Origin of the sequence: Streptomyces sp. NPDC020807 (assembly GCF_040641575.1) — a bacterium.
Classification (GTDB): domain Bacteria; phylum Actinomycetota; class Actinomycetes; order Streptomycetales; family Streptomycetaceae; genus Streptomyces.
Map to the genome: position 1 here is coordinate 83,224 of NZ_JBFADU010000002.1, position 25,325 is coordinate 108,548.

General features: G+C 72.8%; 25 protein-coding genes and 1 tRNA gene. 12 read left to right on the forward strand and 14 right to left on the reverse strand.

Going from position 1 to position 25,325, the window contains the following annotated elements; all coding sequences use genetic code 11:
• Positions 1–76 precede the first annotated feature (76 nt).
• Positions 77–1,033: a 23S rRNA (guanosine(2251)-2'-O)-methyltransferase RlmB gene (rlmB, locus tag AB0G79_RS03420; protein ID WP_360799419.1), complete on the forward strand. Its 957-nt coding sequence runs from the start codon at positions 77–79 to the stop codon at positions 1,031–1,033.
• 95 nt (positions 1,034–1,128) lie between these two features.
• Positions 1,129–2,784 (forward strand): DoxX family membrane protein, encoded by a 1,656-nt coding sequence (locus tag AB0G79_RS03425; protein ID WP_360799422.1) that lies wholly within the window; start codon positions 1,129–1,131, stop codon positions 2,782–2,784.
• 77 nt (positions 2,785–2,861) lie between these two features.
• Here the strand turns inward: AB0G79_RS03425 and AB0G79_RS03430 are convergent, their stop codons facing one another.
• The 3 genes from AB0G79_RS03430 to ugpC all read right to left on the reverse strand — a co-directional run bounded on the left by AB0G79_RS03430 (position 2,862) and on the right by ugpC (position 5,396).
• Positions 2,862–3,578 carry a nucleotidyltransferase family protein gene (locus tag AB0G79_RS03430; RefSeq protein ID WP_360799425.1) on the reverse strand — a complete coding sequence of 239 codons (717 nt, stop codon included), beginning with the start codon at positions 3,576–3,578 and terminating at the stop codon, positions 2,862–2,864.
• 52 nt (positions 3,579–3,630) lie between these two features.
• Positions 3,631–4,041: a hypothetical protein gene (locus AB0G79_RS03435; RefSeq protein ID WP_360799428.1), complete on the reverse strand. Its 411-nt coding sequence runs from the start codon at positions 4,039–4,041 to the stop codon at positions 3,631–3,633.
• A gap of 257 nt (positions 4,042–4,298) precedes the next feature.
• A complete protein-coding gene (gene ugpC / locus AB0G79_RS03440) occupies positions 4,299–5,396 on the reverse strand; it encodes a sn-glycerol-3-phosphate ABC transporter ATP-binding protein UgpC (RefSeq protein ID WP_360799430.1) in 1,098 nt (365 codons plus the stop codon).
• 196 nt (positions 5,397–5,592) lie between these two features.
• Between ugpC and AB0G79_RS03445 the strand changes: the two genes are divergently transcribed.
• A tRNA-Thr gene (locus tag AB0G79_RS03445) sits at positions 5,593–5,666 on the forward strand.
• A 58-nt stretch (positions 5,667–5,724) separates the two neighbouring features.
• Here AB0G79_RS03445 and AB0G79_RS03450 read toward each other — a convergent pair.
• Entirely contained in the window at positions 5,725–7,116 is a 1,392-nt protein-coding gene (locus AB0G79_RS03450; RefSeq protein WP_360799433.1) for an FAD-binding oxidoreductase, read from the reverse strand.
• 175 nt (positions 7,117–7,291) lie between these two features.
• On the opposite strand from AB0G79_RS03450, the gene AB0G79_RS03455 reads away from it, so the two are divergent.
• From AB0G79_RS03455 to AB0G79_RS03465, 3 genes are all read left to right on the forward strand, one after another.
• Positions 7,292–8,017: a thioredoxin domain-containing protein gene (locus AB0G79_RS03455; protein ID WP_360799436.1), complete on the forward strand. Its 726-nt coding sequence runs from the start codon at positions 7,292–7,294 to the stop codon at positions 8,015–8,017.
• Between the two features lie 108 nt (positions 8,018–8,125).
• Complete coding sequence (locus AB0G79_RS03460; RefSeq protein ID WP_360799439.1) at positions 8,126–8,611, forward strand: GNAT family N-acetyltransferase; 486 nt, start codon at positions 8,126–8,128, stop codon at positions 8,609–8,611.
• 23 nt (positions 8,612–8,634) lie between these two features.
• Positions 8,635–8,964 (forward strand): hypothetical protein, encoded by a 330-nt coding sequence (locus tag AB0G79_RS03465; RefSeq protein ID WP_360799442.1) that lies wholly within the window; start codon positions 8,635–8,637, stop codon positions 8,962–8,964.
• Between the two features lie 32 nt (positions 8,965–8,996).
• Here AB0G79_RS03465 and AB0G79_RS03470 read toward each other — a convergent pair whose 3' ends face one another.
• Positions 8,997–10,010 (reverse strand): zinc-binding dehydrogenase, encoded by a 1,014-nt coding sequence (locus AB0G79_RS03470; protein ID WP_360799445.1) that lies wholly within the window; start codon positions 10,008–10,010, stop codon positions 8,997–8,999.
• A 105-nt stretch (positions 10,011–10,115) separates the two neighbouring features.
• Positions 10,116–11,288, reverse strand: coding sequence for an NAD(P)-binding protein (locus tag AB0G79_RS03475; protein ID WP_360799448.1), 1,173 nt, complete (start codon positions 11,286–11,288; stop codon positions 10,116–10,118).
• A 116-nt stretch (positions 11,289–11,404) separates the two neighbouring features.
• On the opposite strand from AB0G79_RS03475, the gene AB0G79_RS03480 reads away from it, so the two are divergent.
• Positions 11,405–12,067, forward strand: a complete 663-nt coding sequence (locus AB0G79_RS03480) for a pentapeptide repeat-containing protein (protein WP_360799451.1) — start codon at positions 11,405–11,407, stop codon at positions 12,065–12,067.
• Between the two features lie 75 nt (positions 12,068–12,142).
• Here AB0G79_RS03480 and AB0G79_RS03485 read toward each other — a convergent pair whose 3' ends face one another.
• The 4 genes from AB0G79_RS03485 to AB0G79_RS03500 all read right to left on the reverse strand — a co-directional run bounded on the left by AB0G79_RS03485 (position 12,143) and on the right by AB0G79_RS03500 (position 15,726).
• Positions 12,143–12,643, reverse strand: a complete 501-nt coding sequence (locus tag AB0G79_RS03485) for a hypothetical protein (protein ID WP_360799454.1) — start codon at positions 12,641–12,643, stop codon at positions 12,143–12,145.
• 34 nt (positions 12,644–12,677) lie between these two features.
• A complete protein-coding gene (locus AB0G79_RS03490) occupies positions 12,678–13,886 on the reverse strand; it encodes an FAD-dependent monooxygenase (protein WP_360799457.1) in 1,209 nt (402 codons plus the stop codon).
• A 71-nt stretch (positions 13,887–13,957) separates the two neighbouring features.
• A complete protein-coding gene (locus AB0G79_RS03495) occupies positions 13,958–14,578 on the reverse strand; it encodes a response regulator transcription factor (protein ID WP_015035223.1) in 621 nt (206 codons plus the stop codon).
• Positions 14,578–15,726: a sensor histidine kinase gene (locus tag AB0G79_RS03500; RefSeq protein WP_360800557.1), complete on the reverse strand. Its 1,149-nt coding sequence runs from the start codon at positions 15,724–15,726 to the stop codon at positions 14,578–14,580. Before AB0G79_RS03500 ends, AB0G79_RS03495 begins: the two co-directional genes overlap by 1 nt.
• 345 nt (positions 15,727–16,071) lie before the next feature.
• Here AB0G79_RS03500 and AB0G79_RS03505 point away from each other — a divergent pair, with 345 nt between their 5' ends.
• On the forward strand, positions 16,072–16,611 hold the full coding sequence (locus tag AB0G79_RS03505) for a heme-binding protein (RefSeq protein WP_360799460.1): 540 nt from the start codon (positions 16,072–16,074) through the stop codon (positions 16,609–16,611).
• A 125-nt stretch (positions 16,612–16,736) separates the two neighbouring features.
• Positions 16,737–18,131, forward strand: coding sequence for a M1 family metallopeptidase (locus AB0G79_RS03510; RefSeq protein ID WP_360799463.1), 1,395 nt, complete (start codon positions 16,737–16,739; stop codon positions 18,129–18,131).
• Between the two features lie 30 nt (positions 18,132–18,161).
• Here the strand turns inward: AB0G79_RS03510 and AB0G79_RS03515 are convergent, their stop codons facing one another.
• Together AB0G79_RS03515 and AB0G79_RS03520 are read right to left on the reverse strand one after the other, a co-directional pair.
• A complete protein-coding gene (locus AB0G79_RS03515) occupies positions 18,162–18,686 on the reverse strand; it encodes a GNAT family N-acetyltransferase (RefSeq protein ID WP_360799466.1) in 525 nt (174 codons plus the stop codon).
• 66 nt (positions 18,687–18,752) lie between these two features.
• A complete protein-coding gene (locus AB0G79_RS03520) occupies positions 18,753–19,328 on the reverse strand; it encodes a TerD family protein (protein WP_360799469.1) in 576 nt (191 codons plus the stop codon).
• 125 nt (positions 19,329–19,453) lie between these two features.
• Here AB0G79_RS03520 and arfB point away from each other — a divergent pair, with 125 nt between their 5' ends.
• Complete coding sequence (arfB, locus tag AB0G79_RS03525) at positions 19,454–19,900, forward strand: alternative ribosome rescue aminoacyl-tRNA hydrolase ArfB (RefSeq protein ID WP_360799472.1); 447 nt, start codon at positions 19,454–19,456, stop codon at positions 19,898–19,900.
• Positions 19,901–19,983: 83 nt separating this feature from the next.
• Here arfB and AB0G79_RS03530 read toward each other — a convergent pair whose 3' ends face one another.
• A complete protein-coding gene (locus AB0G79_RS03530) occupies positions 19,984–20,562 on the reverse strand; it encodes a flavin reductase family protein (RefSeq protein ID WP_360799475.1) in 579 nt (192 codons plus the stop codon).
• A 313-nt stretch (positions 20,563–20,875) separates the two neighbouring features.
• Between AB0G79_RS03530 and cdgB the strand changes: the two genes are divergently transcribed.
• Both cdgB and AB0G79_RS03540 read left to right on the forward strand, forming a co-directional pair.
• On the forward strand, positions 20,876–22,678 hold the full coding sequence (gene cdgB, locus AB0G79_RS03535; RefSeq protein WP_360799478.1) for a diguanylate cyclase CdgB: 1,803 nt from the start codon (positions 20,876–20,878) through the stop codon (positions 22,676–22,678).
• Positions 22,679–22,786: 108 nt separating this feature from the next.
• Positions 22,787–23,785: a CBM35 domain-containing protein gene (locus tag AB0G79_RS03540; protein ID WP_360799481.1), complete on the forward strand. Its 999-nt coding sequence runs from the start codon at positions 22,787–22,789 to the stop codon at positions 23,783–23,785.
• A gap of 611 nt (positions 23,786–24,396) precedes the next feature.
• Here the strand turns inward: AB0G79_RS03540 and AB0G79_RS03545 are convergent.
• A complete protein-coding gene (locus AB0G79_RS03545; protein ID WP_360799484.1) occupies positions 24,397–25,323 on the reverse strand; it encodes a 1-phosphofructokinase family hexose kinase in 927 nt (308 codons plus the stop codon).
• Positions 25,324–25,325: the final 2 nt, after the last annotated feature.

Here is a 25,325-nt window from a genome sequence, read left to right on the forward strand (position 1 = left end):
TGTGCCGCCCGGGCCCCCGGGCGGCACACTTCACTTACAGACTTGTGTACGCAGGCAGCAGAGGAAACAGGTAGTCATGGCCGGGAACAGCCAGCGCAGGAACCGTCGCACGTCCAACAAGAAGGGTGCGACGGTCGGCAGCGGTGGCCAGCGGCGCAAGGGCCTCGAAGGCAAGGGCCCGACCCCCAAGGCCGAGGACCGCAAGGGCCACAAGGCATTCCGCGTCTCCAACGCGATGGCCCGCAACGCGGCCAAGCGCAAGCCCGTCGCCCGCCGCGGCGGCAAGGGCCTGTCGGAGATGGTCGTCGGCCGCAACCCGGTCTTCGAGGCCCTGCGCGACGGCGTGCCCGCCACGACGCTGTACGTGCAGCAGTTCATCGACAACGACGAGCGCGTGCGCGAGGCCCTCAACCTCGCCACCGGCCGCGGCAACATCAACATCATGGAGGCGCCGCGCCCCGAGCTGGACCGGATGACGAACGGCCTGAACCACCAGGGCCTCGTCCTCCAGGTCCCGCCGTACGAGTACGCGCACCCGGAGGACCTCGCCGCCGCCGCGTACGACGACCACGAGGACCCGCTGATCGTCGCCCTCGACGGCATCACCGACCCGCGCAACCTCGGCGCCGTCGTCCGCTCCGTCGCCGCCTTCGGCGGCCACGGCGTCGTCATCCCCGAGCGCCGCGCGGCCGGCATGACCGCCGGCGCCTGGAAGACCTCGGCCGGCACCGCCGCCCGCACCCCGGTCGCCCGCGCGACCAACCTGACCCGCTGCCTGGAGGCGTACCAGAAGGCCGGCATCACGGTCGTCGGTCTGGCCGCCGACGGCGACCACGAGGTGCACGAGCTGGAGGCGCTCTCCGGCCCGGTCGTCATCGTCGTCGGCTCCGAGGGCAAGGGCCTGTCCCGCCTCGTCGGCGAGACCTGCGACTTCCGCGTCCGCATCCCCATGCCGGGTGGCGCCGAGTCGCTGAACGCCGGTGTCGCCGCCGGTGTCGTCCTGTACGAGGCGGCCCGCCGCCGCATGGCCTGACCGAAGGGCCATCCCCGGCCGTGGCGTGATCTTGACGGGTCTCGGACATTTGCGAGCCGTCAAGGCAGTGTCCTAAACCCAGATCACTCGGTTAGATGAGTGTGGACACCAGAACGCCCCGGCCGGGGTTCGACGACCAGCCCGCGCTGAGCATGGTCAAAGTGGATTCCGATCCCGCTCAGGTGATCGTGAACCACGCCAGCTTCCGTGTGCGGCTCGCGCCGGCCAAGGCGCCGACGTCGGCCGCCCATCCCCGTCTCGCCGCGCTCGCCGGTGCGGGCGCGGGCGCCGTCGCGGCGGCCGGAGCGGCAGGCGCCGCGGGCGCGCGGCGACGCCCCGTCGTGTGGACGGGCAAGTCCGCGCCGGGCGCGACCGGACTGCTCCAGGCCGTACGGGAATCCTCCGTCGCCACGCTCGACCCGGCGGTGGGACACGCCGGACTCGACGCCGGCGCCACCCAGGCCATCCCGCGCATCGACGACACCATGCCCACCCCCGTCGTGCCCGACCAGCCCGCACCGCCGCCGCTGCTGCCGCCGATGCGCCGCGCCGAGGGCGCGTACGACGAGGTGTACGAGCTCAGGCCCGACGCCCCGGGCCCGTACGACGACCCCGCCGACCCGGCGGACGGCCGGGCCGCCCGGCGCGGCGCCCACGACCCGGTCCGGCACGCCTACTACCCGGGCCGCCGGATGAACCTCGGCGTCGTGCTGCTCCCGCTGCGCGTCTTCCTCGGCTTCATCTCCATCTACGCGGGCATGGGCAAGCTCTGCGACCCCGTCTACTTCGACGGCGGCGAGCGCGGCTCCATGGTGAAGTGGCTCAACTCGCTGCACCCGTGGGCGCTCGCCGAGCCGCTCCGGGACTTCGCCCTCCAGCACCCGGTCGGCGCCGGACTCACCGTCGCCTTCCTCCAGGTCGTCGTCGGCGTCCTGACCGTGCTCGGCCTCTGGCAGCGGGTCGCCGCGGTCATCGGTGCGCTGCTCTCCGCCGCGCTGCTGCTGACCGTCAGCTGGAAGACCGTCCCGGTCTACGACTCCGCCGACATCATCTACCTCGCCGCCTGGTCGCCGCTGATCATCGCGGGCGCCCCGGTCTACTCCCTCGACGCCCGCCTCGCGGGCGAGGCCTGGCGGACCCTCGGGCCGCGCGCCGAGCTGTGGGACCTCCGCCGCCGCGTCATGCGCCGCAGCACGCTCCTCGCGTCCGTCGTCGTCGGCCTCACCCTCCTCATCGGCTCCGTCCTCGGCGGCGCGGTCCGCTCCACCGAGATGGTCACCGTCCCGGGCCCGAACGACGACCCGATCAACCACCTCCCCGGCCGGCCGCTCCCGGCCGAGCCGACCCGCAGGGCCCCCTCGTCGAGCGCCTCGACGGCGCCCGAGCCCGCGGCGAGCAGCACGACGAGCGAGGCCCCGGCCGAGCGCGAGGAGACCGAGGAGGCGACCCGGCCGTCGGAGACGACCCAGGAGGCGCCCCGGACGCAGGAGCAGCGTCCCTCGGCCACGCAGGAGAGCACGGGCTCGTCCTCGTCGTCCTCCTCGTCCTCGTCCTCGTCCTCCTCGACGACGACCCGGCCGCCGGCCGAGTCGAAGCCGGCGGCGCCGCCGTCGACCAGCGACACCCCGAAGAGCCCGACGGGGACGACGGGTTCGACCGGCACCACCGGTTCGACGGGGAGCACGCCGACGGACGGCGGCTCGACCTCGGACGGCGGGGCGCGGAACCCGATCGGCGGCCTGCTGGGCTGAGCCCGCCCGCGTACACGAGAAGGGCGGTACCGCTTTCCGAAGCGGTACCGCCCTTCCCGTACGTCCGGGGGGCCGGCTCAGCCCCGCTGGGCGGCGAGCTCCTTCGCCGCCTCGGTGAGGTCCTTGGCGGTGTCGATGGCCCTCCAGTAGGCGCCCTGGGGCAGCGGGAAGCCCGCCAGGCGCCGTTCGCGGGCGAGGCGGGGGAAGGTGGTCCGCTCGTGGTCGCCGAGGTCGGGGAGGAGCCCGGTGAAGGCGGCGGAGAAGACGTACACGCCGGCGTTGATGAGGAACGGCGACGGCGGGGCCTCGACGAAGTCGGTGATGTGGCCGAAGGTGTCGGTCTCGACGGCGCCCCAGGGGATGCGGGGGCGGGCCAGGGCGAGGGTGGCGGTGGCGTCGCGCTCGGCGTGGAACTCGGCCATCTCGCGCAGCGAGAAGCGGGTCCAGATGTCGCCGTTGGTCGCGTACCAGGGCTGGTCGGGCGCGGGGAGGTGGGCGGCGGCGTACTTGAGGCCGCCACCGCGGCCGAGGGGCTCGGTCTCGACGACCGTGGTCACCTTGAGGGGGAGGTCGGCGGTTTCCAGCCACTCCTGGAGGACCTCGGCGAGGTGGCCGCAGGAGACGACGGCGTCGGTCACGCCTTCGGCGGCGAGCCAGGAAAGCTGATGGCCGATGATCGGGGTCCCGGTTCCCGGGATCTCGACCATCGGCTTCGGGCGGTCGTCGGTGTACGGGCGGAGCCGTGAGCCCTGGCCGCCTGCCAGGACCACGGCCTGCGTCGGAGTGGTGTGCATACGGGGAACGATAGGCGCCCCGTATGCGTCGGGCCGCTCAGCTCGCGGGCCGTCAGCTCGCGCGCATGACGCCGGTCGCGTACGAGGTGTCGCAGACCGGGCGGGAGAAGGACTGGGCGCGGGAGGGGCCGTAGTGCTCGACGGCGGCGCGGCCGAGGGCGCGGGCGATGGAGATGCAGTGCTTGGCGAGCGACGGCCGGTTCTCGACCTCGCGCTGGAGGTGCGTCAGGGCCGTGCCGGGGTCCTTCTCCTGGAGCTCGGCGAGGAGCTGGTCGCGGAGGACGTCCTGCGGGGCGCGGGACTTGGCGCGGGTGGAGACCTCGGAGGAGGACGCCGTCAGCTGGGTCGTGGAGTCCTGTCCGGCCCACGGGACGGCGGACACCGCGAGCGTTCCCGAGAGCACCAGGACGACGGGCAGGACGAGGGCGAGAGAGCGGCCGATACGGCGGGCAGTGTGCGTCACGCAGGCGAGCGTAGCGGCCGGTAGTGATATGGCGACATTTAGTCACTCTCGCGGGGGATGGTTCGAGGCGGCTTTTCGAATTACGTGTTGACGCGGGGGCCTCGGCCGGCCGCGAACGACCAGGTGGAGGGCCCTGAATGCCGGGGTTTTCCGGGGTAAACCCCGGCTTGCCGCCACTTAGGCCAACGGCCCCGCATCTGCAAGGGATGCGGGGCCGTTCAGTCAGACCTTGGTGCGAGTGGGTCCGGTGCGGGACGTCAGTCGCTGAGGCGGGCGCCCGTGGACGTCGAGAAGACGTGCAGCTCGGCCGCGCGCGGGACGACGTGGAGCGTGGAGCCCTTGGCGGGGACGTCACGGCCGCCGACGCGGACGACCAGGTCCTTGTCCTCGCCGCCGACGCGGGTGGAGCCGTAGATGAAGCCGTCGGAGCCGAGCTCCTCGACGACGTTGACCGTGACGGCGAGGCCCTGGTCGCTGTCGGCGCCGGCGACGTCGAAGTGCTCGGGGCGGACGCCGACGGTGACGGTGGTGTCGCCCTTGGCGGAGGCGGCGGCGATGGCGTCACGGGAGACCGGGACGACGCTGTTGCCGAACTTCACGCCGCCGTCGGTGATCGGGACCTCGACGAGGTTCATGGCGGGGGAGCCGATGAAGCCGGCGACGAAGAGGTTCGCGGGCCTGTCGTACATGTTGCGCGGGGTGTCGACCTGCTGGAGCAGACCGTCCTTCAGGACGGCGACGCGGTCGCCCATCGTGAGGGCCTCGGTCTGGTCGTGGGTGACGTAGACCGTGGTGATGCCCAGACGGCGCTGGAGACCGGCGATCTGCGTACGGGTCGAGACGCGGAGCTTGGCGTCGAGGTTCGACAGCGGCTCGTCCATGAGGAAGACCTGCGGCTCGCGGACGATCGCGCGGCCCATGGCGACACGCTGGCGCTGACCGCCGGAGAGCGCCTTCGGCTTGCGGTCGAGGTACTCGGTGAGGTCGAGGATCTTCGCGGCCTCTTCGACCTTGGCGCGGATCTCCGACTTGTTGACGCCGGCGATCTTGAGCGCGAAGCCCATGTTGTCGGCGACGGTCATGTGCGGGTACAGCGCGTAGTTCTGGAACACCATCGCGATGTCCCGGTCCTTCGGCGGCAGGTGCGTGACGTCGCGGTCACCGATGCGGATGGCGCCGGCGTTGACGTCCTCGAGGCCCGCGAGCATGCGGAGCGAGGTCGACTTGCCGCAGCCGGAGGGGCCGACGAGGACGAGGAACTCGCCGTCGGCGATCTCGATGTCGAGCTGGTCGACGGACGGCTTGGTGGCGCCGGGGTAGATCCGGGTCGCCTTGTCGAACGTGACGGAAGCCATGGTGGTGTATCCCTTCACCGGCAGGAACGTGCCGGACGATCCGAGTAAAGGAAGGATGTGGTCCAGTCCACCGAAGCGGACTCCGGGCGACGCTACCCGGCGGGCCGCGTTCTGTCAGTAGTTCGAAGCCCGGGAATTCGTGGTGCGTGAGATTTCCGACCGCAGGTCGTGCCGGGTTGGTTAGACTGCTTCCGCTGCCGCCTTAGCTCAGTTGGCTAGAGCGCTTGACTTGTAATCTTGAGGTCGTCGGTTCGATTCCGACAGGCGGCTCTGTACGTGCCGAGGGCCCCGGACGCGGGATGCGTCCGGGGCCCTCGGGCTTTCCCGGTCAGTGGCGGCCCGAGATCCTGTCGGCGATCGTCGCGACCGGGTCGGTCGTCGCCGTGTGGCTGGTCAGTTCTCGGCGGTCGGCGCCGCGGAAGGCCGCGTACATCGTCTGGACGGCGAGCCAGCGCAGGGGCTCGGGTTCCCACTTGCGGACCTTGTGGTTGACCCAGGGGAGGGACGTCAGGTCGGTGGGGCCGGACTGGCCCGAGTCCTGCTGGATCAGGTCGCGCAGGGTGCGGGCCGCGAGGTTGGCGGTGGCGACGCCCGAGCCGACGTAGCCGCCGGCCCAGCCGAGGCCCGTGGAGCGGTCGAGGGTGACGGTGGCGCACCAGTCGCGGGGGACGCCGAGGACGCCGGACCAGGCGTGGTCGACCCGTACGCCCGCCAGCTGGGGGAAGAAGCGGATCAGGATCTCGCGGAGGGCCTCGACGGTCTGCGGCTGGGTGCGGCCGTCGTTGTCGGTCTTCGAGCCGTAGCGGTACGGGACGCCCCGGCCGCCGAGTGCGATGCGGCCGTCGGCGGTGCGCTGGGCGTACATGTAGGCGTGGGCCATGTCGCCGAGGGTCTCGCGGCCCTCCCAGCCGATCGACTCCCACTGGGCGTCGGTCAGCGGCTCGGTGGTGATCATCGAGGAGTTCATGGGGAGCCACGTGCGGCGCTGGCCCGCCAGGGAGGCCGTGAAGCCCTCGGTGCAGCGCAGTACGTACGGGGCCCGGACCGTGCCGTACGGGGTGATGGCGTGCTTCGGCTTGATCTCGGTGACCGGGGTCGACTCGTGGATGGTGACGCCGAGCGCCTCGACGGCGTCCGCGAGGCCCTTGACCAGCTTGACCGGGTGCAGGCGGGCGCCGTGCGGGGTCCAGGAGGAGCCGACGGCGCCGGTGACGCGGATGCGTTCGGCGGTCTCGCGGGCGCCGTGGAAGGTGCGGTCGGTCTCGCCGTACGACAGCTCGGTCTCGTGGAACTCCTTCAGGCGGGCGAGCTGCGCGGGGGAGAGGGCGACCTCCAGGACGCCGCCCCGGTGGAGGTCGGCGTCGATCTTCTCCGCCTCGCAGACCTCGACGACCTCGGTGACGGTCGCGTTCATCGCCTGCTGGAGGCGGAGGGCGGCCTCGTGGCCGTGGAGCTTGGCGTAGCGGGCGCGGCCCGCGATGCCGTTGTAGAGCCAGCCGCCGTTGCGGCCGGAGGCCCCGTACCCGCAGAACTTGGCCTCCAGGACCGTGATGTTCAGGAAGGGGACGGCCTTCTTCAGGTAGTAGGCGGTCCACAGGCCTGTGTAGCCGCCGCCCACGATGCAGACGTCGGCCGTGGTGTCTCCGGGGAGCGGTTCGCGGGGTGCGGGGGCGCCCTCCTGCGCGTACCAGAACGAAATGCCGCCGTTGACCGTACTCATGTGTATCCCTCTTCCGGGTGCGTGGGCGGGACGTTACCGGGGGCCTTGGTCCCCTGGATACAGGGCTTTCGGCGAGGGCTCCGCGGCTGGTGGCGGCCTAGGTTCGGGGGTGAGTGCCGCGTCCGTTCCGTCGTGTGGGCGCGCACGGATTTCGTTGTTCCGGAAGGACTCCGCCATGCCCGCACGCAGGACCCGCCGCGTCGTCGCCGCCGCCCTCGCGGCCGGGCTCATCGGGCTTGCGGCCGTGGGCTGTTCGGGCGGTACGGAGAGCGGGGCGGCGGCCGCGGCGGCCGTGACCGTGGTCCCCGACGACCACGCGGAGGTGCTCGCGAAGCTCCCGGCGGCCGTGGAGGGTACGAAGATCGTCGTCGGGCGGGCGAAGGCCCCGCACACCGTCACCGTCTACGTCGACCCCCGGTGCGGCTACTGCGCGAAGTTCGAGGCGAGCGCCGGGACGGTCCTCGCCGACGAGGCGGCGGCGGGGAACGTGCGCGTCGAGTACGTCATCGCCTCCTTCCTGGACGCCCGCACCGGCGGCACGGCCTCGGCGCGCGCCGCGAACGCGCTGCGCGCGGCGGCGGACGCGGGGACCGGCGGGTTCGCCGCGTTCCAGGCGGCCCTGTTCGCCTCCCAGCCGGCCGGCGAGTCCGAGGACGGCTTCTCCGTCGACCACCTGCTCCGGATCGCCGACCAGGTGGAGGGGCTGCGGAGCGACGCCTTCGACAAGGCCGTGCGGGACGACACGTACAGGCAGTGGGTCGCGGACGCCGGGAAGGCCTTCGAGGACGCGGGCGTGGGCGGCACCCCGACGGTCCTGGTCGACGGGACGGCGCTGCCGGCCGGGAACGCGCTGTACGACGCGGACGGGTTCGCGGCGGCGCTGCGGGACGCCGGGGTCTGATCCCGGCGCCGGCCGGCCTGGTCGCGCTCCGTCGTGCTCGGGCGTGCTCGGTCGCGCTCGGTCGTGCTCGGGCGGGGGCCGGCGGATGCCAGGTGGGACAGTGGCCCCATGATTCGTACCGCCACCCCCGCCGACGTGCCCGTCATCTTCGCCATGGTCCGCGACCTCGCCGCGTACGAGAAGGCGCTCCACGAGGTCCGCACCACCACGGACCAGCTCCACGAGGCGCTCTTCGGGCCCCACCCCGCCGCGTTCGCGCACATCGCCGAGACCGACGACGGCGAGATCGCCGGCTTCGCGCTCTGGTTCCTCAACTTCTCGACCTGGCGCGGAGTCCACGGCATCTACCTGGAGGACCTGTACGTCCGTCCGGAGGCGCGCGGCGGCGGCCACGGCAAGGCGCTGCTGCGCGAGCTCGCCCGGATCTGCGTCGACCGGGGGTACGAGCGCCTGGAGTGGTCCGTCCTCGACTGGAACACGCCGGCGATCGACTTCTACGAGTCCCTCGGCGCCCGCCCTCAGGACGAGTGGACCGTCTACCGCCTGACGGACAAGGCGCTCGCGGAGCTCGGGGGCGGGGCGGGGGTGCTGTAGGGCGGGTGCGGTAGGAAGGTGCCATGGATATCGAGCAGCGTTTTCAGCGGATCACCGACTTCATCGAGGCACGCCTCACGCCCCTCTTCGACCCGGCCAACGGCAAGGACCACGGCTTCGGGATGGACGACACCTCCCGCGCCCTGCGCGCCCTCCGCTACACCGTGCAGGCCGCGTCGGCGGTGAAGGGCCTCGTCGAGAAGCGGGAGTCGTCGCCGGAGCTGCGGCCCGTCGTGGACCAGGCCCTTGAGCACAACTGGGACGTGCTGCGGTCGGCGGCGCGGATGTGGGAGGACCACGAGGAGTTCCAGAAGGAGTTCAAGGCGCACTCGTGGGACGTCGTCGGGGTCTGAGCCCGCGCGCCCCGGGCTGAGCCCGCGCCCCTCTAGGGGATCAGGACGACCTTGCCCGTCGTGCCCCGGTTCTCCAGGGCGCGATGGGCCTCCGCCGCCTTCGCGAGCGGGAAGCGGTGGACCGCCGGGCGGAGGGTGCCGTCGGCCGCGGCGGCGAGGGCGGCGAGTTCGAGCGTACGGATGTCGCCGCCCGCCTTCTGGAGCATGACGGGTCCGAGGACGGACTCGGAGGTGATGCCGCGTCCGGCGAGCTCCTCGGGCGTGAAGGTCAGCGGCTCGCCGTCGTGGAGTCCGCCGCCGGAGCCCGACCAGCCGAAGACGACGTGCTGTCCGCCCGCGCCGAGGAGGTCGACGGCGGCGCGGCCGGTGTCGCCGCCGACCGAGTCGAAGACGACGGTGGCGGCGCCGCGGCCCGTCTCGTCGAGGTGGGCGCGGACCTTCTCCGGCCAGCCGGGGAGCGTGTAGTCGACGGCGAGGTCGGCGCCGTTCGCCTCGACGAGGGCGACCTTGGCGGGGCCGCCCGCGAGGCCGATGACGGTGGCGCCCGCGTTCTTCGCGTACTGGACGAGGAGCGTGCCGATGCCGCCCGCGGCGGCCGGGACGATCGCCGTCGAGCCGGGGCCCAGCTCGGTGAACTGGAGGATCCCGAACGTCGTACGGCCCGTGCCGATCATCGCGACGGCCTCCGCCTCGCCGAGGTGGTCGGGGAGTTCGTGGAGGCGGGCGGCGTCGGTGACGGCGAGTTCGGCGTACCCGCCCGGGTTCATGCCGAGGTGGGCGACGACCCGTTTCCCCAGCCAGGACGGGTCGGTGCCCTCGCCGAGGGCGTCGACCGTGCCCGCGACCTCGCGGCCGGGGATCGTGGGGAGTTCGGCGGGGGCCGGGAAGGGCCCCGGCGCGCCCTGGCGGAGCGCGGTGTCGAGGAGGTGCACGCCGGCCGCGGCGACGCGGACGCGGACCTGGCCGGGGGCCGGGGCGGGGTCGGGAGCCCGCTCGTAGGTGAGGTTCTCGGCGGGGCCGAAGGCGTGGAGCCGGATGGCGTGCATGGGGGCACACTCGCTTTCGTGGGCGGTGGGCGGTGGGCGGTGGGCGGTGGGACGGCCGGCGGTGCTCCCGTGATCCCGTGATCCCGTGATGCCGAGCGTGCGACCTCAAGCGCGCTTGAGGTCAAGCGTCTCGCTCTTCATGGCCAGGGAGACGGCCTCGATCGCGCTCGTGAACGACACCTCCGACAGCACCCCGGGCGCCGCCACCTGGTCGCCCACCAGGTAGACCCCGTCGCCCCGGTCCACGGCCGGCCGGTCGCGCCAGGTGGTGCCGGGGCGGTCGACCGCGCCCGTACGGCCCTGGGAGACGGCCTCGCGCCGCCAGACGGTCCGCTCGCGCCAGCCGGGGAACGCGAGGTCGAGGAGGCGTTCGGCGTGGGCGACGCCGTCCGCCTTGGCCGCGTCCGGCCCGACCGGCAGCTGCGCCTGGATCAACTGCTGACCGGCGGGGGCGAGGGACGGGTCCTGGGCCGTGAACCGCTCGATCCAGCCGGGCGCGTCCAGGTCGGAGACGACGAAGGGATCGCCCTTGCGGGTGCGCAGGGCCAGGTCGAACAGGACCGTACGACCGCTCTCCCAGGTCAGGGACGGGTCGCCGAGGAGACGCGCGGCGGCGGGCAGGGCGGTGGCGACGACGACGGGGCCGCCGCCGTCGGCCGGCAGCGTGTCGACCCGGGCCGAGGTCTCGATCCGCACGCCCGCCTCCCACGCGCGGGCCACCATCCGCTCGATGAGCGCGCCCCAGCCGCCGCGGAGGTACTGCGCCTCGGGCGGGAGGGCGGCGGCGCGGTGCAGGCGCTCCTGCACGAAGCGGGCGGAGAGGGCGCCCGGGTCGTGGTGGAACAGCGCGACGGCGCTGTACGCGGCGGCCTGACGGGCCGCCCGCTCGCCGACGAGGCCGCGGGCCCAGGTGTGGAAGTCGACGTCCACGGGGGCCTGCTCGGGGGCGCGGCGGGCGAGCCGGAGGAGGCCGAGCGGGGGGACGCGGCGGAGGGCGCCGTCCTGGTGGAGGCGGAAGCGGAGGAGTTCGGCGGGCGGGAGGGTGGCGATGTCCTCCTTGCGGACCAGTCCGCGCCGGGTGAGCCAGGTCCAGTGGGGGCCGCCGTTGTAGAGGGCGTGGGGGCCCTCGTTGGTGCGGTACGGGCCCTCGGCGGTGCGGGCGCGGCCGCCGGGGGCCCGGTGGGCCTCGTACACGGTCACCCTGGCGCCGGCCTCGGCGGCCGTGATGGCGGCGGTGAGCCCGGCGAAGCCGGCGCCGATGATCGTGAGCTTGCGCATGTCGTCTCCTGAGGTCGCGGTCGAGGCCGCGGTCGCGGTCGTCAGGGAGTGGACGGATCGGACGGCCGGGTTTGTGACATCGGGTGGGTGTCAGTGCCGTCCCCGACGATGGGGGCATGGCGAAGAAGAAGACGACGACGCGTGCGCGACGGCCGGAGCTGCGGCTGCCCCCGCTGCGGGAGTACGTCGGCGGTCTCGAACCGGACGGCGACTACGACGGCCTGGAACTGGCCGGCCTCGACCTGACCGGGCAGTCCGGCGAAGGCGCCCGCTTCCTGGACTGCGCGCTGCGCGACTGCGGGCTCGACGAGGCGCGGCTGACGAGAGCGCGGTTCCTCGACTCGACGCTCACGGGGGTACGGGGAGTGGGGACCGACCTGTCGGGGGCGCAGTTCCGGGACGTGGAGCTCGTGGAGGCGCGGCTCGGCGGGGCGCAGCTGCACGGGGCGGTGCTGGAGCGGGTGGTGGTGCGGGGAGGGAAGAGCGACTACCTGAACCTGCGGGCGGCGCGGCTCAAGGACGTCGTGTTCGAGGGGTGCGTGCTGGGTGAGCCGGACTTCGGGGGTGCGGTGCTGGAGCGGGTGGAGTTCGTGGACTGCGTGATGGTGGGCGCGGACTTCTCGGGGGTGCGGATGAAGGACGTCGATCTGCGGGGGGTGCGGCGGCTGGATGTCGCGCGGGGGGTCGACGCGCTGGCGGGCGCGCGCATCTCCACGACGCAACTTCTGGACCTGGCGCCGACGTTGGCCGCCCACTTCGGCCTCCACGTGGAGGACTGAGGGCGCGTCGCCGGGGACCCGGGCGCCCGCCCACGGGCGCGGGCGGGCAGGTGGGCGGGCGCGTCCGGTGGCGGTCTAGGCGACTCGGGGGAAGCGGGACTGGAGGGTCCAGACGGCGGGGTTGTCGGCCAGGCCCTCGTGCATGTCCGTGAGGTCGGCGATCAGGTCGTGGAGGAAGTCCCGCGCCTCCCGGCGCAGCTCCGCGTGGTTGAAGGTGACCGGCGGTTCCTCCCCCGGCATCCAGTCCGCCTCGACGTCCACCCACCCGAACCGCCGCTCGAAGAGCATCCGGTCCGAGGACTCGGTGAAGTCGAGCTCCGCGTACTGCGGCTGCGCCGCCCGGCTGCCGCGCGGGTCCTTGTCGAGCTGCTCGACGATGTCGCACAGCGCCCACGCGAAGTCGAGCACCGGCACCCATCCCCAGGCTGTGGACACCTCGCGGTCCGTCTCGGTGTCCGCGAGGTACACGTCCCCGCAGAAGAGGTCGTGCCGCAGCGCGTGGACGTCCGCCCGCCGGTAGTCGGTCTGCGGCGGGTCGGGGAAGCGTCGGGAGAGGGAGTAGCCGATGTCGAGCACCTGTCGATGGTGTCATGGCGGGGGCCGCCCGACGTCAGCGGCGGCCGTGGACCGCCTTCGCGACCCGCGGGCCCAGCCACCGCTTCAGGCGCCGCAGGGGTTCCAGCTGCTCGGCCGCCCTGTCGATGCGGTAGTACAGCTGCGGCGGGATGTGCGGCAGCAGCGGCGAGTGGCGCTGGCCCAGGAGGGCGAACATCCGGGACGGCTCCAGACGCATGTAGCGGGGGAGGTTCTCGTACCACTGCGCGCTGTACCGGGCCGCGCTCTGCGCCGAGACGAGTTCGGCGCGGCGCCGCTTCCCGTACGTGGTGAGCGCCGCGTCCAGGCCGTCGGCGGGGTCGCGGAGCGCCGCCGCCAGGGCGAGCGCGTCCTCCAGGGCGAGTGTCGTGCCCGCGCCGATCGAGTAGTGGGTGGTGTGGGCGGCGTCGCCGAGGAGGACGAGGTTGCCGCGGTGCCAGACCCGGTTGGTGAGCGTGCGGAAGGTGAGCCACTGCGGGGCCCCGTCCGCCTGTGCCCGGCCGATCAGCTCGTGGCCGTCGAGGAGGTCGTGGAAGAGCTTCTCCAGGAGGGTGAGGGTGTCGGGCTCGTCGGCCGTGTCCAGGCCGAGGCCCTTCCAGGTGGCGGGGGAGCACTCGACGACGCACGTGGACCGCTCGCCGCTGAACCCGTACGCGTAGCACCAGATCCAGCCGTGCTCCGTCTCCTTGAACGCGAAGCTGAACGAGTCGAAGACCTTCGTCGTGCCGAGCCAGATGTACTGGTTCCGGCCCGCCGTCGTCGTGCTGCCGAAGTGTTCCGCGTACGCCTCCCGCAGCACGCTGTTCACTCCGTCGGCGGCCACGACCAGGTCGGCGTCGGCCAGTTCCGGGGCGTCGGGCCCGGTGATGTCGTGCTCGAAGGTGACCGTGACCCCGAGCTCCTCGGCCCGGTCGGCGAGCAGCATGAGCATCTTGCGGCGGCCGATGCCGAAGCCCGCGTCGCCCCGGTGCACCGTCCGTTCGTCGCGGACGATCGCGACCCCGTCGTTCCACGTCACCGACGCCTCCGCGACGGCCGCCGCGGACTCGGGGTCGCCCGCGCGCAGCTTGTCGAGGAGCCCGGCCCAGTAGGTGACGCCCCAGCCGTACGTGGAACCCTCCGGGTTCCGCTCGTACACGGTGATGTCGTGCGACGGGTCCTGCCGCTTCAGCAGGATCGAGAGGTACAGGCCGGCGGGGCCACCGCCGACGATGGCGAGCTTCACGTGCGCTCCCACGGAGACTGAGACCGCCACGTCACATGGTGCGGTCGGATGGCCACGCACGGTAGCAGGAGTTACGGGAGGAGACGGCGCTCCTTCGCCACGGCCACGGCGCCCGCCCGGGTGTCGACGCCGAGCTTCGCGTAGATCCGGCCCAGGTGCGTCTTCACCGTCGCCTCGCTGATGAACAGCGCCCGCGCGATCTCCCGGTTGCCGAGCCCGCGCCCGAGCTGGCCGAGGATGTCCCGCTCCCGGTCGGTGAGCGAGGGGCCCGCCGCGCCCCGCATCCGGTCCATGACGCGGCTCGCGACCGGCGGCGACAGCGCGGTGCGGCCCTGTGCGGCGGAGTGGATGGCGGCGAACAGCTCCTCGGGCCGCTCGGCCTTGAGGAGGTAGCCGGTCGCGCCCGCCTCGATCGCGCGCGTGATGTCCGCGTCCGTGTCGTACGTGGTGAGGACGAGGACGTGGACGCCGGTGGGCGCGATCCTGCGGGTGGCCTCCACCCCGTCGATGCCCGCCCCGAGCTGGAGGTCCATCAGGACGACGTCGGGCTTCAGCTTCGCGGCCATCGCGACGGCCTCCTCGCCGCTGCCGGCCTCGCCGACGACCTCGATGTCGGGGGTGCTGCCGAGGAGGGCGAGCAGGCCGGCGCGGACGACGACGTGGTCGTCGCAGAGGAGGATCCGTACGGACATCAGGACTCCAGGGTGGGGGTGGAGGCGGGGTCGGAGGCGGGGGTCAGGGGGATGGACGCCGAGAGGACCGTGCCCTCGCCGGGGGCGGACTCGACGGTGAGCGTGCCGCCGAGCTGCTGCGCGCGGACCCGCATCGCGGGCAGCCCGTGGCCGCGGTCGCTCCGGTCGGGGCGGGCGAGCGCAGGGTCGAAGCCGTGGCCGTCGTCGGCGATGTCGAGGACGACGAGGTCGTCGAGGTAGGTCAGGGTCAGGGCGGCGGAGGTCGCGCCCGCGTGCTCGCGGATGTTCGCGAGGGCGCCCTGCGCGATCCGCAGGAGCGCCGACTGCGCGCGGTCGGGCAGCGGCACCGGCGACCCGTCGACCCGGAACTCGGCGGACTCCCGCGCCGCGAGGCCCCGCAGCGCCTCCTCGAGGCCGCCGCCCTCGGCGAGGTCGGCGGGGGCGAGGTCGTGGACGAAGCGGCGGGCCTCGGCGAGGTTCCGTTCGGCGATCGACTCGGCCGTACGGACGTGGCGGCGTGCGGTCCCCGGGTCGCTGTCCCACGTGCGGTCGGCCGCCTGGAGCAGCATCTGCTGGCTGGACAGGCCCTGCGCGAGGGTGTCGTGGATCTCCATGGAGAGGCGCTGGCGCTCGGCGAGCGTGCCCTCGCGGCGCTCGATGGCGGCGAGTTCGCGGCGGGTGCGGATGAGGTCGTCGATGAGCGCCCGCTGCCGGGCGGCCTGCCGGTCCGAGTACACGAACACGCCCGTCGCGATGGCGGCGACGGCCGGCGGCGCGACGACCAGGTTCGGGTCCCAGCCGCCGTGCGCGAGCTGCACCTGCGCGAAGACCACGAAGGCGGTGAGCAGGACGACGAGGCCGAGTGCGGCGCGCGGCGGGAGGGTGCGCAGGCCGGTGTAGAAGAGCGGCACCGCGCACCAGGCGAAGCTGGGCGCGAGGACGACGAGGACGATCCAGACGGCGACGACCGTGCCGAGCCAGGCGATCCGGCGCGGGGCGGCGCGGGTGCCGAGGACGGGGCCGAGGACGTAGAGGGAGGCGAGCGCGCCGGAGAGGGCGATGATCCAGGGGCTGCGGGCTTCCCAGGGGTGCCGGAGGAGGAAGCGGGCGAGGGAGGCGCCGAGGAGGAGGAAGAACGCGATGTGCATGACGCGGGCGAGCCAGGGGGCGTCGGGGTCCTGGTCGGCGGTTCCCTCGGCGGTGCCGGCGGGCGGCTGGGTCACGGTCACCTGCCGGCCTTCCCTTCGCTCCGGTGTGCCCCTGGTGTGCCTGCTGTACGTCTCTGACCTGGGGCTATCTCTCCATCCTGACCCAAGGGGACCAGACCGGCATCAACCGATCGGCTGACCCGCCCGTCCTCCAGTGTGCGTGAGGAGGGCAGCCGGACCGTGGACCGGATGGCCCCGGGCGCGGCCACAGGATGGATACCAGAGCGAACGGGGCACCCGCCTCCACCTCCTCCCTCACCTCACGGAACATCACGGAGTTCTCCCATGAAGAAGATCCTCTTCGGTGCCACCGCTGCCGCTGTCGTCGCCGCCGGTACCTTCGGCGCCGTCTCCGCGAACGCCTCCGCCCCGGCCGCCGCCCCCGCCGCCGTCGTCCGCGCCGACGCCGGCAACGACAACCTCCAGCAGTCGACGCACCTCACGATCGAGGCCGCCACGAAGGCCGCGCAGGCCACGCTGGACGCCGCCGAGAAGGAGAACCAGCGGGTCTCCGTCGCCGTCGTCGACCGCAACGGCAACACCATCGTCACCCTGCGCGGCGACGGCGCCGGCCCGCAGTCCTACGAGTCGGCCGAGCGCAAGGCGTACACCGCCGTCTCCTGGAACGCCCCCACCTCCGTCCTCGCGGGCCGTCTCGCGGGCGCGCCGACCCTGAAGGACATCCCCGGCACCCTCTTCCTCGCCGGTGGCGCCCCGGTGACCGCCAAGGGCGCGCCGATCGCGGGCATCGGTGTCGCGGGTGCCCCGTCGGGCGACCTGGACGAGAAGTTCGCCCAGGCGGGCGTCGCGGCCCTCGCCAACTGAACGGCCCCGTTCCCGCGGTAACACCTCACAGCTGGTGATGGCGTCCGGTTCCCCCGTCGGGCGCCATCACCGTTTCCGCATGCCCGTTTTCGTACGGGATGGGAGCACTGCCTAGGATTCGGTACGTGATCCAGAGCCACCGCACCGCCGCCGCGGCGGCCGTCCTCGCCCTCGCCGTCCTCGCGGGCGGCTGCGCCGAAGCGGCCACCGGCGTACGGGGCACTCCCGGGTCCGCCGGGGTGCGGGACCCGTACTTCCCGAAGCTCGGCAACGGCGGCTACGACGTGCGCCACTACGACCTGACCCTCGCCTACGACCCGGCGAGCGGGCGGCTCGACGGCAGCGCCGAGATCACCGCGCGCGCCACCCAGGACCTGAGCGCCTTCAACCTCGACCTCGCCGGGCTCACCGTCACCGGCGCGCAGGTGGACGGCGCCACCGCCGCGTGGAACAGGGCGGGCGACGAGCTGACGCTCCGTCCCCACGACGACCTCCGCGAAGGCGACGAGTTCACCGTCGGCATCACCTATTCGGGTGTACCGGAGCCGATCACCGACGCGGACGGCTCGACGGAGGGCTGGCTGCGCACCGACGGCGGCGCGGTCGCGGTCGGCGAACCCGAGGGGTCGATGACCTGGTTCCCCGGCAACCACCACCCTTCCGACAAGGCCGCGTACGACATCCGGCTCACCGTCCCCGCCGGTCTCGAAGCGCTGTCGAACGGCGTGCGGAGCGAGCTGCGGAAGGACCCGGACGGCCGGGTGACGTCCGTGTGGCACACCGCCGAGCCGATGGCGAGCTATCTCGCGACCGTCGCCATCGGCCGGTACGACACGGCGTCGGCGACCGGCCCCGGTGCGCTGCCCGTCCTCACCGCCGCCGAACGGCCGGTCGCCGCGGCCAGCGCGGCGCTGCGGGGCGAGATCCCGGAGATCGTCTCCCGGCAGGTGAAGCGTTTCGGCGCCTACCCGTTCTCGGCCGCCGGGGCGATCGTCACCGAGGACGGCACCCTCGGGTACGCCCTGGAGACCCAGACCCGGCCCGTCTTCCCGGCAGCCTCCTTCGACCGCACGACCCTCGTCCACGAGCTGGCCCACCAGTGGTTCGGCAACTCGGTCACGCCGGAGACCTGGCAGGACCTGTGGCTGAACGAGGGCTTCGCCACGTACGCCGAATGGCTGTACACGGAGGAGTACGAGGACGTCCCCGCCCGGACGCACTTCGACCGCGCCTACGCCCAGGACGCCAACTGGGCCTTCCCGCCCGCCGCCCCGCCCGCGGCCGCGAACCTCTTCGACCCGCCCGTCTACCAGCGCGGTGCGATGGTCCTCCACAAGCTGCGCGAGACGGTCGGGGACGAGGTCTTCGACGAGATCCTCCGCGGCTGGCCCGCGAAGTACCGCCACGCGAACGCGTCGACGGAGGACTTCACGGCGTACGCGGAGAGCGTGGCCGGGAAGGACCTCGCGCCCCTGTGGAAGACCTGGCTGTACGGGGACGGGCGACCGGCCGAGTCGTAGGGGGAGGCGCCCCGGCGCGTGCCGCGCCGGTCAGGCGAGGTCCTTCCGCAGCACCACGCACGGGCGGCCGCGGTCCAGGTCCGGTCGGCGGGCGATCTCCTCGTAGCCCAGGGACGTCCAGAAGGCCAGCGCCTTCGGGTTGTTCTCCAGGACCGCGAGGCGCAGGCCCGTGCGGCCCCGTCCGCGGAAGCGGTCCTCGACGTACGCGGCGAGGCGGCGGCCGTGGCCCGCGCGGTGTTCGGCGGCGTGGACGAGGAGCAGGCCGAGCCAGGGGTCCGGGTCGGCCGGGTCCGGGTGGCGGCCGAGGGTCACGGCGAGGGCGACGAGGCGGCCCTCGGAGCGGGCGAGCAGGACCTCGGCGGTCGGGTCGGCGAGGTCGTCGGCGAGGGCGGCGGCGACCTGCTCGGGGCGGACGTCGGCGGGGTCGGGGAAGTCGCCGCCGAGTTCGTGGAACTCCACGTTCGACGCGTAGAGCGCGGTGAGTTCGGTGAGCAGCGGGCCGGGGAGGGCGGCGCCGTCCTCCCGGGTCTTGGGGGCGAGCGTTTCGACGATCACGCGGGCAGCGTAGAGCCCCGGCCGGGAAACCCGGCCGGGGCTCGACACGGTGCGGGACCGCGGGTGTTACAGGTTCACGCCGAAGTCGCGGGCGATGCCCTCCAGGCCCGAGGCGTAGCCCTGGCCGACCGCGCGGAACTTCCACTCGGCGCCGTTGCGGTAGAGCTCGCCGAAGACCATGGCGGTCTCGACGGCCGCGTCCTCGGAGAGGTCGTAGCGGGCGATCTCGGCGCCGCCGGCCTGGTTCACGATGCGGATGTACGCGTTGCGCACCTGGCCGAAGTTCTGCGAGCGGCTGACCGCGTCGTAGATGGAGACCGGGAAGACGATCTTGTCGACGTTCGCCGGGAGGCCCGCGAGGTTGACGTTGATCTGCTCGTCGTCGCCGCCGCCCTCGCCGGTGCGGTTGTCACCGGTGTGGACGATGGTCTGGTCCGGCGTCGACTTGTTGTTGAAGAAGACGAAGTGGCCGTCGGAGACGACCTTGCCGGCCGCGTCCACGCCGATCGCCGAGGCGTCGAGGTCGAAGTCCGTGCCGGTGGTGGTGCGGACGTCCCAGCCGAGGCCCACGGTGACGGCGGTGAGGCCGGGGGCCTCCTTGGTCAGGGAGACGTTGCCGCCCTTGGACAGGCTCACAGCCATGGAAAGTCCCTTTCATCGTGAACGTGATGTCGTCGCTCGCCTGGAGAAACGCGCTTCCGCCGCCCACGGTTCCCGGATGCGGCGTCGCGAAAACAGGATGACTCCCCGGGGCCCCTCCGGGGAACATGGATGACATGTCCGGTCCGTATCCCATCCGCGGCTCCGTCTCGCTTCCCGAGGCCGAGCTCCAGTGGCGTTTCTCGCGGTCGTCGGGGCCCGGCGGGCAGCACGTCAACACGAGTGACTCGAAGGTGGAGCTCCGCTTCGACCTCGCCGCCACGACGGCCCTCCCCGAGGTGTGGAAGGCCCGCGCCCTGGAGCGGCTCGCCGACCGCCTGGTCGACGGCGTCGTCTCCGTACGGGCCTCGGAGCACCGCTCCCAGTGGCGCAACCGCGAGACGGCGGCCGTCCGGCTCGCCGCGCTCCTCGCCGAGGCGACGGCGCCGCCGCCGAAGCCCCGCAGGGCGACGAAGATCCCGCGCGGGATCAACGAGCGGCGGCTGCGGGAGAAGAAGCAGCGCTCGGAGACGAAGCGCACGCGCCAGTCGCGCGGTGGCGGGGACTGGGGCTGAGGAGCCCGCGCGGCGGCCCGGCTCAGGGAGTCCGCCCTGGGAGTCCGTCAGCTCGGGTAGTGGATGCCCGCCGTGGGAGACCGTCAGCTGAGGTGGCGGTACTTGCCCTGGAAGTACGTGAGCGGGCCGCTGCCGTCCGCCGCCGGCAGACCGGCCGTCAGGACCCGTCCCACGACCAGCGTGTGGTCGCCGGCCACGACCCGGCTCTCCGTCCGGCACTCCAGGACCGACAGCGCCCCGTCGAGCAGCGGCGCCCCGCTCGCCGCGCCCCGCGTGTGCGGCACGCCGTCGAAGAGCAGCCGGTCGCTGACGCGGTTCTTCATGGAGAACCACCCGGCGACCTGCCGCTGGCTCTCCGCGAGCACCGAGACCGCCCAGACGGGCACCTCGGCGAGCAGGTCGTCCATGCGGGAGCCGTTGCGGAGGCTCACCAGGACGAGCGGGGGGTCGAGCGAGACCGACATGAAGGCCGTGGCCGTCATGCCGACGTCCTCGCCGCGCGGGCCCTCGTCGGGCGCGTGCGCGGTCACCAGGACCACGCCCGCGGCGAGGCGGGACATCGCCGCGCGGAACTCGTCGTTGCTCACCCCCTCAGCATGAGGGATGGCCAGGTCGGTGACCGGCGGAGCGGTGAGGTGCGGGTGAGGGGTCGTCTGGAGCACACCCGCACGCTAGTCCGAGCGCGGCGGGCGCCGCATCGGGCCCCGGGACCAGGTCCGGCATCCCCCGCCGGTCCTAGGACCCCGGGGCCGCGACGCCCCCGAGCCGGGCGCGACCGGCACCCCCTAGGCCCAGACCTCTCCCGGGGGTTGCACGCGACCCGCCATGACCTGCTGTGACTTGAGTCACAGAGGGCAGTATTTGCTGACCCTGTGTACCGGGTGCACAGCTCACTGTGATTCAGTGGCAGGGACAGTGAGCACGAAGCCGATGAGAACCCTGGAGTTGCTGTCGAGGTCTCGGGGAGAGCGAGCGATGGAGACCGAGTCGGAGCCGTACGTCCGTCTCTCGACCCTGCGGCAGCTGCATCAGGTCGTGGCGGACCTCAACACAGCCCGCAGCCTTGCGGACACCCTGCAGACCGTCGCCGACGGTGTCGTGAGCGGCCTCAACTACGAGCTGGCCTGCGTCAACCTCGTACGCCCCGACGGTGACCTCGTCGTCGCCGCCTTCGCCGGCAGCTCCGCCGCCGAGGCCCTGATCACCGGCCGCGTCGGCTCCCGCGCCTCCTGGGACCGCCGCCTCGCCATGGGTGACGCCTGGGGCGACCTGCGGTTCATCCCGCACACCGAGGGCTGGGTCCTCATGGAGGACGACGTCCCCCAGTGGCACACCGACGGCCCCGCTCCGCGCTTCGAGGACGAGTGGCACCCCCACGACCGCCTCTACGCCCCCATGTACGCCTCCGGCTCCGGCCGCGAGCTGCTCGGCGTCATATCCGTCGACCGCCCGCGCAACGGCCGCCACCCCGGCCCGTGGGGGCAGGAGGCGCTCCAGATGTACGCCTCGCAGTCCGCCATCGCCATCAGCAACGCCCGGCTCCGCTCCAACATGCAGCGCGCCCTCGTCCGCCTGGAGCGCGAGCAGCAGGCCCTCAGGGCCTCCGAGGAGTCCTTCCGCCAGGCCTTCGAGTACGCGCCCTCCGGCATGGCCATCGCCGAGATGGGCGGCGACCAGCACGGCCGGCTGCTCCGCACCAACGACGCGCTCTGCCGCCTCCTCGGCCGGCCCGCGTCCGTCATGCGGCGGTACTCCTTCGCCGACCTCGTCCACCCCGAGGACATAGGCACCCTGCTCCGGACCTCCGCCGAGGGCGGGCGCGCCGAGCTGAGGCTCGGGCGGCGCGACGGCACGTACGTCTGGGTCTCCCTGCGGAACTCGGTCGTCGCGGACACCGCCGACGGCCCGCGCTTCCTCCTCACCCACGTCGAGGACATCGAGGAGCGCAAGCGCCACGAGCTCCAGCTCGCCCACCGGGCCTCGCACGACGCCCTCACCGGCCTCCCCAACAGCGCCGAGCTGCGCTCCCGGCTCTCCTCCCGGCTCTGCGAGCGCCCGGCCTCCCAGACGGTCGGCGCGGGCGGGGCGTACGCGGGGTACGAGGGCGGCGGCCACGACGGGGGCTACGGCTCCCGGCGCGAGGAGGTCCCCGAGGGGGGCTACGAGCCGGGTCACGACTCCGGTTACGGCTCCGGGTACGGCTCCTCCGGGTACGACTCCTCCGGCTACGACTCCGCCGGGTACGAGGCGGGCTACGAGTCCCCGTACGAGCACGAACACGAGCACGGCTTCGGATTCGACGCGGGGCACGGCGCGGGGCCGTACGACCACCACGTCCACACCGTCGCGCCCGCCACGGGCGGTGAGACGGACGACGGGACGAAGGGGCTCGCGGTCCTCTTCTGTGACCTCGACGGCTTCAAGTCGATCAACGACCGCTTCGGGCACCACACGGGCGACGCGGTCCTCGTCGAGGTCGCGCGGCGGCTCACCACCGGCGTGCGGGACGGGGACACGGTGGCGCGGCTGGGCGGTGACGAGTTCGTCGTCCTCGCCGACGGGCTCGGTTCGGCGGACGCCGCCGACCTGGCCGTACGGCTCCGGAACGCGATCATTCCGCCGATCCGGGTGGACGGGCGGGCGGTCCGTGTCGGGGCGAGTTTCGGCATCGGCTGGGCCGAGTGCGGGATGACCGTGGAAGAGGTCCTGAACTCCGCCGACCAGCGCATGTACGTCGAGAAGCGGTCCCGCGCGAAGGTCCACCGCAGGGCCGGCTGAGGCGCTCCGCAGCCCCTCTCCTGTCAAGGGTCGCGCCGTGCGTTGATCCGTTCGAGGTAGGCTCGGCCCGGTCGGCGACGGCTGGCGAGCATGGAGAGGATGGCCCGGATGGCTGCCGGTAACGACGGCGCGAACAAGCCCGAGGACGACGATCCGTTCGGTTACCTGTACGCGGATGGTCAGGCAGCGGGCGCCCAGGCGCCGCAGGGCGGCGGCTACGGCTACCCAGGCCCCGCGCCCGCGCGGCCGGGGGTGCCCCGGACCTCGTACAACCAGGTCAGAACGGTCGGCGAGCGCCAGTACGGCGGCGCGGCGCAGCAGCAGGGCTACCTGCCGCAGCAGTCCCCGTACGGCAACCAGCAGCAGCCCCCGTACGGCCAGCCGAACGCGCAGTACGCGGCCCCCGAGACCTACGGCGGCCCGCCGACGCGCCCCGTCCCGCCGCAGCCCCTGCCGCCGCAGCGCGGCGGCCGCGGCCCCAACACCCGGGGTCTGCTGATCGGCGCGGTCGCGGTCGTCGCGGTCGTGGTCGTCGGCATCGCCGCGGCCGTGATCAGCAACTCGGGCAACAAGGACGACAAGGCGGACGCGGGCGGCCAGACCGGCGGCCCCACCTCGGCGGCCCCGTCCCAGCAGCCCTCCGACCAGCCCAGCACCCAGCCGAGCACGGAACCGACCCCACTCGAACTCCCGAAGCAGGACGCGGCGACGCTGAAGCTGGGCGGGCCGGCCACCACGGCCAACGCCGTCAAGGGCGCGAAGGGCACGAACGGCGCCTATGTGGCGTTCAACGGCGAGGGCGGTTCCGCGAGCTGGTCGGTCGACGTGCCGAACTCCGGCGCGTACACCCTCCGCATCACGTACAGCGTTCCCGGCAAGGACGCCAAGACGTCCCTGACGGTGAACGGCGCCGCGCCGCGCGACGTGAACATGTCCAACTTCGCGAAGGCCGCCGAGGGCGACTGGGAGAAGGGCTGGACGTACACGTACGCCTACGTGAACCTGAACAAGGGCGCCAACGCCCTCAAGCTCTCCTGCGAGGCGGGCAACGCCTGCGAGGCGATCCTCGACCAGGTCTACCTGGAGGCGGGGGAGACCGGTCGCTGACCCTCACGCAGATTCGGCTCTCGCGTTAATTACCACTTGGTGCAGGAGCTAATGACGGCCCCGGTGCTGCTGTTTATTCGGGCTACCTGGATTCCGATATAGAAGAGCCCGTTTTCGTGTGAAGCCGTGGTCTCCCAGTAGCTTGTCTTTCCATAACCTTGGGTGTTCTTGCGCCAAGTCCAGTAGTGAACCTTGCCCCAGGTGTCCTTTGAGAGGAAACGCACGGCGGCGCCGTACCCATCGGACTGGGTATCGGTCACCGAGAATTTGAGGTTGATCGTGGAGCCAGGTCCCCAGTAGTTGGTCCAGGACATGTCCCCATAGGCGCCGGTAGTGCCGCACCCTTTTATTCCGTAGTCTATAGCGGACTCGGTGGCTTGGGCGGACCCGGTCATCGAGACGGCGAGAGCGAGCTATGCCGTGATGATGGACGCGATGGATGCGATGTTTCGCCGCATGCGCATTTCCCCCTGATCGAATTGTGGAGTTCCTGGATTATCGCCTTCCCGTTCGCGGGTCGTCCAGGGCGCGTGCGGGGGATGGCTGAAATTGATTCTGTGTGGGCGGTGAGGGGCTTGCGAGGGGGGATTGGATCGCAGAGTTCCAATGATCTACGGAGAGGCGAATTCTTCCCTCACTCTCACCTTCGGCAGTAGCTTCTCGTAAGCCACCGCGTCGAATTCTCCGGCCACCGGGGAGAGGACCGTCGCCGTTGCGAGGGCGACGGCTCGGGCCAGGCGGTCGGGCCAGGGGGTTTTGTCGACGAGGCCCGCGAGGAGGCCGGCCACGGCCGAGTCGCCCGCTCCCGTCGGGTTGCCCTTCACCGCCGTCGGCGGGGTCGCGCGCCACAGGCCTTCGGGGGTGGCGGCGAGGAGGCCCTCCGGGCCGAGGGACGAGATCACGGCGTGGGCGCCGCGGCGGCGGGCGTCGCGGGTGGCGCGGTGGGGTTCGCGGGAGCCGGTGAGCTGGGCCAGTTCGTCGGCGTTCGGCTTGACCAGGTCGGGGCGGGCGGCGATGCCCCGGCGGAGCGGTTCACCGCTGGTGTCGAGGAGGACGGGGACCCGGGCCGTCCGGGCGAGGCGGATCAGCTCCGCGTACGCGCCGACGTGGACGCCCGGCGGGAGGCTGCCGCAGAGGGCGACCGCCGCGGCTCCGTCGAGGAGCGACTCGAAGCGGGTGCGGAAGGCCGTCCACTCCGTGGGGGTGATGCTCGGGCCCGGCTCGTTCAGCTGGGTCGTGTCGCCGGTCGCGTTGTCGACGACCGCGACCGTACGGCGGGTGGCGCCCGCGGTTTCCACGAGTTCGTCGCGTACGGGGGTGGCCGCGAGGGCCTCGCGGAGGGTCGCGCCCGTCGCGCCGCCCGCGAAGCCGGTGGCGACCGTCTCGTACCCGAGGGTGGCGAGGACGCGGGCGACGTTGAGGCCCTTGCCGCCGGGGCGCTCGATCACCTGGGTGACGCGGTGGGAGGCGTGCGGGGTGAGGGCGGGGACCCGGTAGGTCAGGTCGAGTGCCGTGTTGAGGGTGACGGTGAGGATCACGG

Bases quoted from the DNA above. Each gene is read 5' to 3' on its own strand.
- rlmB (WP_360799419.1), top strand. From the start codon at position 77: ATGGCCGGGAACAGCCAGCGCAGGAACCGTCGCACGTCCAACAAGAAG.
- AB0G79_RS03425 (WP_360799422.1), top strand. From the start codon at position 1,129: ATGAGTGTGGACACCAGAACGCCCCGGCCGGGGTTCGACGACCAGCCC.
- AB0G79_RS03430 (WP_360799425.1), bottom strand. From the start codon at position 3,578: ATGCACACCACTCCGACGCAGGCCGTGGTCCTGGCAGGCGGCCAGGGC.
- ugpC (WP_360799430.1), bottom strand. From the start codon at position 5,396: ATGGCTTCCGTCACGTTCGACAAGGCGACCCGGATCTACCCCGGCGCC.
- AB0G79_RS03450 (WP_360799433.1), bottom strand. From the start codon at position 7,116: ATGAGTACGGTCAACGGCGGCATTTCGTTCTGGTACGCGCAGGAGGGC.
- AB0G79_RS03455 (WP_360799436.1), top strand. From the start codon at position 7,292: ATGCCCGCACGCAGGACCCGCCGCGTCGTCGCCGCCGCCCTCGCGGCC.
- AB0G79_RS03460 (WP_360799439.1), top strand. From the start codon at position 8,126: ATGATTCGTACCGCCACCCCCGCCGACGTGCCCGTCATCTTCGCCATG.
- AB0G79_RS03465 (WP_360799442.1), top strand. From the start codon at position 8,635: ATGGATATCGAGCAGCGTTTTCAGCGGATCACCGACTTCATCGAGGCA.
- AB0G79_RS03470 (WP_360799445.1), bottom strand. From the start codon at position 10,010: ATGCACGCCATCCGGCTCCACGCCTTCGGCCCCGCCGAGAACCTCACC.
- AB0G79_RS03475 (WP_360799448.1), bottom strand. From the start codon at position 11,288: ATGCGCAAGCTCACGATCATCGGCGCCGGCTTCGCCGGGCTCACCGCC.
- AB0G79_RS03480 (WP_360799451.1), top strand. From the start codon at position 11,405: ATGGCGAAGAAGAAGACGACGACGCGTGCGCGACGGCCGGAGCTGCGG.
- AB0G79_RS03495 (WP_015035223.1), bottom strand. From the start codon at position 14,578: ATGTCCGTACGGATCCTCCTCTGCGACGACCACGTCGTCGTCCGCGCC.
- AB0G79_RS03500 (WP_360800557.1), bottom strand. From the start codon at position 15,726: ATGCACATCGCGTTCTTCCTCCTCCTCGGCGCCTCCCTCGCCCGCTTC.
- AB0G79_RS03505 (WP_360799460.1), top strand. From the start codon at position 16,072: ATGAAGAAGATCCTCTTCGGTGCCACCGCTGCCGCTGTCGTCGCCGCC.
- AB0G79_RS03520 (WP_360799469.1), bottom strand. From the start codon at position 19,328: ATGGCTGTGAGCCTGTCCAAGGGCGGCAACGTCTCCCTGACCAAGGAG.
- arfB (WP_360799472.1), top strand. From the start codon at position 19,454: ATGGATGACATGTCCGGTCCGTATCCCATCCGCGGCTCCGTCTCGCTT.
- cdgB (WP_360799478.1), top strand. From the start codon at position 20,876: ATGGAGACCGAGTCGGAGCCGTACGTCCGTCTCTCGACCCTGCGGCAG.
- AB0G79_RS03540 (WP_360799481.1), top strand. From the start codon at position 22,787: ATGGCTGCCGGTAACGACGGCGCGAACAAGCCCGAGGACGACGATCCG.